This is a genomic window from Flavobacterium agrisoli (assembly GCF_016522065.1).
Lineage (GTDB): Bacteria > Bacteroidota > Bacteroidia > Flavobacteriales > Flavobacteriaceae > Flavobacterium > Flavobacterium agrisoli.
On sequence record NZ_JAEHFV010000010.1, the window covers coordinates 63,391 to 70,092 of the forward strand.

Sequence of the window (6,702 nt, forward strand, 5' to 3'; positions counted from 1 at the left end):
CTTAATAAAAACCCCCACTTTAAAAAATCACTAAATTTAGTGACCCGCACATTTTGTAACTAACAGTATAAAAGACTTTAATTTCGCCTAAGCGTAAACAGTAACTCATGATGCAATAGCAGAGTTTCTCTTTCAGTTTTCTTTTCCCGTTAAGGGTTACACTGCTATAGTTGTGGAGAAGGGTAGGCATAAAGCTATAGGCTGTAAGCAATAGGCTATAGGCTGTAAACTGCAACAAACTAACTGAACTGCTAACTCACAACCCACAACTCACAACCCACAACTTACTGCCCACAGCCCATTGCCCATTGCCCATTGCCCACAACTCACAACCCACAACCCACCGCCCACTGCCCACAGCCCATTGCCCATTGCCCATTGCCCACAACCCACTAAAAACAATCTACCTACAAAAAAAAATTCCTACCTTCACACCTACCCAAACCCCCATCAAAATGGAAGCAGCCCATCACAAAGTAGACAAATACTACATTGATAAAGTCGATTCAGACAAAAAAAGCATTTATTGCCACCACGATTTGATGGGCGAACTTTTTATTCCAACGCACAAACACGAAAAAGCACAACTCCTCTATGCCGAAGGCGATGTGGTCTTTGTCACCACCGAAACCAAAACCTATTTTTTGCCCGCCAGGCATTTTATATGGATACCAAGTGGCGTTTCACACAGCATACACCCCAAATCAGACAAGGTCATTATGCGGAATTTATACTTCCCCGTCGAAGCGAAAGAAAACGAATTCTACCAAGAAGAAGGCATTTACCCCGTAAACAATTTATTGCTGCAAATGATGCTTTTTACCAACCGTTGGAACGGCGATCTAACAAAAGGCAGCCCTAATTTTACCATTGCCAGCGCCATAAAAGCCATTTTACCGCAAATTTGCTTGGTCAATTTACCGCTAGAATTGCCTTTGCCGAAAGACGAGCGACTCGCTAAAATCCTGCGCTATATCGAAAGTAATTTAGGCGAAACCATCCTGTTTGAAGACATCGCCAAGCAATTTGGGTTCAGTGAACGTTCCCTATACCGCTTGTTCCAAAAAGATGTAGGCATGTCCTTCATGCAATACTATACCATTCGTCGCGTGCTAAAAGCAATTGAATTGTTACTAGACGAGAAGCTTTCTATAAAAGAAATCGCACAAGAAGTCGGCTATTCCAGCGTGCCCACCTTCAGCAACACGTTTTATAAGATTTTAGGCCAACGCCCCTCCGATTACCTTAACCGAGAAGAAATACTAAAGAAACGAACTCGTATAGAAGGAGTTACACACTAACCAAATCCCGGTATATTTTGGTAACAAATTGTCCGAAATGAATATCTTCTTGTCTTTTTAAAGATAACAGTCATCGAAAAAAGGTCGGAACTTTGCACCATTACTAATTGAGGCCATTATGTTCCGTAAAAAATCGATTATCAGCAGCTGTTCCTTGCTAAAAAAAGTGCTTTTTTGTAGCCTTTTTATACTCGGAATCCACTCCTTGCAGGCGCAACAAACCCAAATCATATCCCTAAAAGAAGCCGTACAACTTGCCAAAGAAAACAACGACCACATTTTGCAAGCACAACTCGAAGTGACGCTTGCCGATCAAAACAGCCAAGAAAACAAAGAACGTCGTTTACCCGAGATCGAACTCAGCGGATCCTATTCGCGCATTACGAATCTAACCGAATTCAAAGAGGGTTTTCTAAAAGGAAAAGACGTCGTGCATACCATTCCCGAAATCTATCATGTGGGTACCGCAATCAAAATGCCCATTTATGCCGGAAACAAAATCAACAATGCCATTACCATCGCCAATCAGCAAAAAAACAAAGCGGATGTGAATCAGGAAAAGGTAGAGAGCGACATTCAACTCGCCGTGATTGGCAATTATTTGGGAATTTACAAATTAATGGCGCTGCAAAAAATCATCGAAGATAACATTGCAGAAGAAAAAAAGCGATTGCAAGAAGTACAATCCTTGCAAAAACACGGTACGGTGACCAAAAACGAAGTGCTGCGTACCGAACTGCAACTTTCGGACCGCAAACTCAGTGCGCTAACCAATTCGAAAAACATCCAAATCGAACTCCATAATCTCAAAACGCTGCTGCAAATACCACAAGAACAAGAAATCAGCATTGACACCACGGCGACTATCTTGGAAAACGGAATCGATTCGTATGAAAGCTATGCGGCTAAATCGGTACAAAACGAAGAAATACGAATGGCCAATCAAGAGATCGACATAAAAAAAACAGAGTTGAAACTCGTAAAAGGGAATTACCTGCCGAAAATACAGTTCTTTGGCAATTTCAATTTAAAATACCCCAACTATATGTTTTTTCCACCAGATCCCTATTTGTACAGCTTAGGTCAAGTGGGCATCGAAGCGAGTTTTGACCTTTCGGGTTTGTACAAAAATAAAATCAAAGTGCAAAAAGCCAAAACGGAAATAGCATGGGAAGAACGAGAAGCCAAAATAACCAAAGACAAGGTGTTGGATCAATTATATAAAAACCATACCCAATACGAAGAGGTGGTAGAACGATTTGCGGTGGTCGACAAGGCCGTAGCCTTAGCCGATGAAAATTACCGCATCGTAAAACTAAAATACCTCAACCAATTGGCGTTAATCACCGAAATGGTAGATGCTGATAATGCGTTAGTAGAAGCCAAATACGAAAAAATAGCAACCCGAATAGACGCCGCAATGAAACACTACGAATTGTTACATACCGCCGGCTTACTACACGAAGAAAACTAAAATAACCACCTAGCAATACAGGATATGGCAAATCAAGATAAAAAAAGCAACAATATTTTTAAGGTAATCGTAAAACTAGTAGCCTTTGCACTGGTGGCAAGTGGTCTCTTTTTGGGAATCTGGTTTTTCATTTTCAACCAAAACCACGAAGAAACCAACGATGCCCAAATTGAACAATACGTAACCCCCGTCATGGCAAGAGTCACAGGCTATATTCAAGAAATTCGCTACGAGGAAAACCAGTTCGTACACCAAGGCGATACCCTAATCGTAATCGACAACCGCGAATACCAATCAAAATGGGAAGCCGCTGTAGCCGATTGGAAAGCCGCCAAACAAAATAGTGTGGTAGCCGAACGCAATGTGGCCACCACAGCAAGCAATACCGCCATTGGCGAAGCGCAATTAAAAGCAGCCAAAACTGCCGTATGGAAAACCAAATTGGAGTACGACCGGTATAAAGCACTGGTGCAAGAAGATGCCGCTACCCAACAACAATTGGAAAAAGTAAATGCCGACTACGAAGCCGCTCAAGCACATTACCAAGAAATAGCAAACCGCATTCAGTTAGCGAATTTAAGTACGGAGCAAGCAGCGGCCAATGTGCCGACTTCCCAAACGCTCATTCAGGCCAAAAAAGCCATCGCCGATAATGCCGCTTTATTTTTATCCTATACCGTAATCACAGCACCCTACGACGGTTGGGTGGGTAAAAAAACGATGCAAATCGGACAATTAATCAAAGAAGGACAAACGGTGGTGTCAATGGTCAGCAAAGAAAAATGGGTGACCGCCAATTTTAAAGAAACACAATTGCAATATTTAAAAATAGGGCAAAAAGTAACCATTGAAGCCGATGCGATACGCAACACCGAATTTACAGGGACCATCACCTCGCTGTCGCCAGCAAGTGGCGCCCGTTTCTCGCTAGTGCAACCCGATAACGCAACCGGAAACTTTGTCAAAATCGAACAACGCATTCCGGTGAAAATTAAGTTGGAAGAAAACAATGCCAATACAGACTTTCTAAGAGCGGGAATGAATATTAAAGTAATTGCTGAACACCTATAAAAAATGAATCAGTCAAGTATTTTTAAATCCTGGGTGCCCAACTGGGCCATTATCGGGATTCTATTTGTGTGCTTGTTGCATTCGATGATCCTATTGGGGGTATATACCTCTAATGTGGCGTATGCGGCCAGTTTCTTGGATATCGAACCCGAAGATTTACAGTTTGCCATGTGTGTCACCTACGGTACCTTATTGGCTACGGTATTAATTGAAAGTCGTTTTTCTAGTTTTTTCCCCACCAAAAACTATTTAATGGCCGTTTTTTCTTTGATAGGGATGACCATCATGGCATCGGCTTATGTGACCCACTTTGCGATATTTATCATACTCAGAATGGTAGAAGGGGTCTTAATGGCATTACCCGTTATTACGATTAGGCAATTATTGATTGAACGCTTTAACTCGAAAAATGCCGTTATCATTGGCTTTACGTTTTATTACGGTTCCTTGCTGCTGTCGACCGCTTTTATCATGAATATTGCCGTTTGGTTTTTAGATCATTACGATTGGAAATACATGCTCTACGTTTCGGGTTTCCTCCAAATAATCAACGTATTGCTCATCATGATTACCTTTAAAGGGCATCGCATCACCAAGAAAATCCCTCTATACCAAGTAGATTGGATCGGGTATATTTTGGTACTAACTGCTATTTTATCGGGAGCTTATTTTTTTGTTTATGCCGAAAAAAAATACGGCTTGCAGTCGACCGAAATGGTCCTTATGTTAATGTTGTCTTTAATTACAAGTGGGCTGTTTGTGTTCCGACAATACACCCACAAACGCCCATCATTCGATTTGAATGTCTTGCGCTATGCCAATATCCGAATCGGATTTGTCTTGTTTTTTTTGTTTTACATCAGCCGAGCTACGTTAAGCCTTTGTCATAGCGCCATGTATTCCATTTGGCATTGGGAACCGGCACGAGTAGCCGCTGTACAATACATCAACGGATTTGGTAATGTAATCGGATTGGTTTTGGCCGCTTATTTCTTAATGAAAGCAATGCCAACCAAATACATTTTCATCATGGGTTTTACCCTTTTAACCATTTATCATTTTTGGTTTACCTTCCTTTTTGTAAGTGATATTGCGCTAGAAGACTTACTCATTCCCTATGTACTACAAGGCATTGGGGTGGGACTTTTATTTGTGCCTTTGGTTTTATTCATGGTTTCCTCCGCACCCGAAAAACTAGCCGCCGCATCAGGAACCGTGGCCGTGTCCGGTCGCTTTTGGGGAAGCACCATCGGGTTTTGCATTATGCAACACGCATCCGTTTATTTACACAAAAAACATTTTCTAAAACTAAGTCAATGGGTAACCCCCAACAGCCCCGAAACACAAGATGCCCTCAGCAAAGCCACACAAGGTTTTATGGCAAAAGGCTACACCCCCGATGACGCCCACACCTTGGCCATAAAAAAAGTCTTCGGAACCCTCAGCCAACAAAGCACACTATTAGCAAACATGGAAATTTTCACCATCGTCGGCTACGCCCTCGTACTGTTAATCATCCTAATTGCCCTCAACCAACACCTCAAACGCTCCCTAACCATCGTCAAAAACAAACTCTGGATTAATTAACACCTTTGTGAATGGCGCATAGTAGGCTTTAAGCTCTAGGCAATAGGCTATAGGCGCAACACTTTATGAATGGTTAATTGTCAATTGTGAATATCAATTGGAAGTGGTAGGCGTTAAGCTGTAGGCGTAACACTTTATTAATGGTGAACTGTGAATTGTCAATTATCAACCATCAATTGTCAATTGTGAGACTTAATCTTTAAATCTTTAAATTTTCACCTGTAAGCAATAGGCCATAGTCATAACACTTTATGAATGGTGAATTATGAATTGTCAATTCACCATTCACTACTCACCATTCACTACTCACTCTTCACTGTCAATTATCAACTATCAATTGTGAGTCTTAATCTTTAAATCATTAAATTTTCACCTGTAAACTGTAAACTACTAACTGTTCACTCCTCAGCAAGCAAAAAATAGGAGTAAACAAACTTGGTTTCTAAGATAATTTGTAAATTTGATAAAAATATTTTGAAATGGATATACAAACTAGAAAAATAGAATTTATACAAGCTTTTCTTAAACTACAAAGTGAAGAAGTAATTTCGCAGTTTGAAAATTTATTGAGAAAAAAATCGGGTTATGTAATTGAGGAGGACAACGATTTTAATCCTATGTCGATGAAAGAATTTAATAACAGAATTGACCAATCTGAAAATGATTTTAAAAATGGCGAATATAAAAGTACTTCAGAGCTTTTAAAAAAATTTAGTTAATGCCTTACGAAATTATTTGGTCAAATTTTGCAGAAAACCAACTTGATGAAATTTTTGAATATTATGTTAAAAAAGCAAGCTTAAAAGTTGCTAAAAATTTACTCCAAAAACTTTTAGCCGAACCAAACACAATTCTAAATAATCCCGAAATGTTTCAAATCGAAGATTTATTAATTGATCGAGAAGAAACCTATAGATATTTAATTTGTAAAAATTATAAAATTATTTATTCCGTTGATCAAAAATTAAAGCTTATAAAAATTGCTGATGTTTTTGACACCAGACAAAATCCAATTACAATTAAGCGAACAAAATAAAGCCAGCTGCCCACCCACCTAGCTGTTATGCTATCGTACTTATTAATTTTCAACTATAAGCAATAAGCTTTAAACTTTAAACTACTAACTCTTCACTCCTCACCCTTCACCCTTCACTTTCAACTAGGCCTTTAAAACACCTCCCTAGCCCTCCTCCAATGTCATTAAGTTAAGGGTTTAGGGGTTCAATTAGCAGGTGTTTTATTTTTATTTTAATACTATTTTTCGTATTT

6 protein-coding genes are annotated in these 6,702 nt (G+C 39.7%); all 6 read left to right on the forward strand.

Annotated elements, in window-relative coordinates; translation table 11 throughout:
• Positions 1–455: 455 nt before the first annotated feature.
• The 6 genes from I5M07_RS15810 (at position 456) to I5M07_RS15835 (ending at position 6,469) form a co-directional block, all read left to right on the forward strand.
• Positions 456–1,301 (forward strand): AraC family transcriptional regulator, encoded by an 846-nt coding sequence (locus I5M07_RS15810; protein WP_200107421.1) that lies wholly within the window; start codon positions 456–458, stop codon positions 1,299–1,301.
• A gap of 118 nt (positions 1,302–1,419) precedes the next feature.
• Positions 1,420–2,775, forward strand: coding sequence for a TolC family protein (locus tag I5M07_RS15815; RefSeq protein ID WP_200107422.1), 1,356 nt, complete (start codon positions 1,420–1,422; stop codon positions 2,773–2,775).
• A gap of 24 nt (positions 2,776–2,799) precedes the next feature.
• On the forward strand, positions 2,800–3,846 hold the full coding sequence (locus I5M07_RS15820; protein WP_233622087.1) for an HlyD family secretion protein: 1,047 nt from the start codon (positions 2,800–2,802) through the stop codon (positions 3,844–3,846).
• Between the two features lie 3 nt (positions 3,847–3,849).
• Positions 3,850–5,433 carry an MFS transporter gene (locus tag I5M07_RS15825; protein ID WP_200107423.1) on the forward strand — a complete coding sequence of 528 codons (1,584 nt, stop codon included), beginning with the start codon at positions 3,850–3,852 and terminating at the stop codon, positions 5,431–5,433.
• 479 nt (positions 5,434–5,912) lie between these two features.
• A complete protein-coding gene (locus I5M07_RS15830; RefSeq protein WP_200107424.1) occupies positions 5,913–6,152 on the forward strand; it encodes a hypothetical protein in 240 nt (79 codons plus the stop codon).
• Positions 6,152–6,469 (forward strand): type II toxin-antitoxin system RelE/ParE family toxin, encoded by a 318-nt coding sequence (locus I5M07_RS15835; protein WP_200107425.1) that lies wholly within the window; start codon positions 6,152–6,154, stop codon positions 6,467–6,469. The genes I5M07_RS15830 and I5M07_RS15835 overlap by 1 nt, the downstream gene beginning before the upstream one ends.
• Positions 6,470–6,702: the final 233 nt, after the last annotated feature.

Coding starts and splice junctions, on each gene's coding strand:
- I5M07_RS15810 (WP_200107421.1), top strand. CDS start 456: ATGGAAGCAGCCCATCACAAAGTAGACAAATACTACATTGATAAAGTC.
- I5M07_RS15825 (WP_200107423.1), top strand. CDS start 3,850: ATGAATCAGTCAAGTATTTTTAAATCCTGGGTGCCCAACTGGGCCATT.
- I5M07_RS15835 (WP_200107425.1), top strand. CDS start 6,152: ATGCCTTACGAAATTATTTGGTCAAATTTTGCAGAAAACCAACTTGAT.
- I5M07_RS15820 (WP_233622087.1), top strand. CDS start 2,800: ATGGCAAATCAAGATAAAAAAAGCAACAATATTTTTAAGGTAATCGTA.
- I5M07_RS15815 (WP_200107422.1), top strand. CDS start 1,420: ATGTTCCGTAAAAAATCGATTATCAGCAGCTGTTCCTTGCTAAAAAAA.
- I5M07_RS15830 (WP_200107424.1), top strand. CDS start 5,913: ATGGATATACAAACTAGAAAAATAGAATTTATACAAGCTTTTCTTAAA.